This is a genomic window from Kitasatospora sp. NPDC097691 (assembly GCF_040302665.1).
Taxonomy (GTDB): Bacteria; Actinomycetota; Actinomycetes; order Streptomycetales; family Streptomycetaceae; genus Kitasatospora.
This window is the reverse complement of record NZ_JBEORY010000148.1, coordinates 1-1,044: the sequence shown is the minus strand read 5'-3', so window position 1 is coordinate 1,044 and position 1,044 is coordinate 1. Positions and strand designations below refer to the sequence as shown.

Here is a 1,044-nt window from a genome sequence, read left to right as displayed (position 1 = left end):
CGTCGGCTACGAGATGGCCCTGCTCGTCGACCGCGCCGGCGCCGTCCTCACCCCCGCACTTCGCGCGGAACTCCAGGGCAGTCTCCTGCACTGACGGTTCGTCGGATACCGTCCAGGTATTCGAAGTACCTCCGCGTCCTTCCCGGGCCCGCTTCGGCGGGCTCGGGTTCGGACGTTGTACGGCCTTCGCACCACCGGCTCCGGACTTGCGCCGAAGCCCGAACCGCACCGCCGCACCCTGTGAGGAGAGGAACCGTGACACCGCCCGACGACCGCAGTGGCCAGTACGGTCTTCCGTACCCTGGCACAGGCCATGACGCCTTCGGAGCACCCGGCGTCGGCCACGGTCAGGAGTACGGCCGGCACCAGTACGGTCAGCCCCAGCAGCCGTACGCCCGGCCCGAGGAGCAGTACGGCCAGTACGACCAGTACGAGCAGTACGCTCAGCAGCAGCCCTCCTACGGTGCCCCGGCGCCCGGCTACCCGACGCGGGCCCCGGTGCCCGAGCCGACGCCCGGTTTCCGGCCGGCCCAGGAGCCCGGGCACGTCGAGGAGTTCGAGGACGAGCTCGATTCCGGCCCGCTGATCCGTCCGTTCGCGATGACCGGCGGCCGTACCCGGCCGCGCTACGAACTCGCGCTGGAGGCCCTGGTCTCCGCGGACGTCGATCCGCAGCGCCTCGCCACCCTGCTCCCCGAGCACCAGCGGATCTGCACGCTGTGCACGGAGGTCAAATCCGTCGCTGAGGTCTCGGCGCTGCTCTCCCTTCCCCTGGGAGTGGCCCGCATCCTCGTGGCCGACCTGGCCGAGGCCGGCCTGGTCGCCATCCACCAGCCCGCTTCCGGCGGCGAATCCGGAAACCAGCCCGACGTCACGCTGCTCGAAAGGGTCCTCAGTGGACTTCGCAAGCTCTAACGCGGCCGCCCCCACCCGCGCCACCACCTCCGCGAAGATCGTCGTCGCGGGCGGCTTCGGTGTCGGCAAGACCACGCTCGTCGGCGCCGTCTCCGAGATCAACCCCCTGCGCACCGAAGCCGTCATGAC

General features: G+C 70.8%; 1 protein-coding gene and 2 pseudogenes. All 3 read left to right on the top strand.

Annotation, left to right across the window (positions count from 1 at the left end; genetic code table 11):
* Positions 1 to 94: pseudogene (locus tag ABTY56_RS38755) on the top strand (roadblock/LC7 domain-containing protein); the annotation flags it as partial.
* A 161-nt stretch (positions 95 to 255) separates the two neighbouring features.
* On the top strand, positions 256 to 915 hold the full coding sequence (locus ABTY56_RS38750; RefSeq protein ID WP_350634393.1) for a DUF742 domain-containing protein: 660 nt from the start codon (positions 256 to 258) through the stop codon (positions 913 to 915).
* Positions 896 to 1,044 (top strand): annotated as a pseudogene (locus ABTY56_RS38745) (ATP-binding protein); the annotation flags it as partial. The gene ABTY56_RS38750 and the pseudogene ABTY56_RS38745, both read left to right, overlap by 20 nt.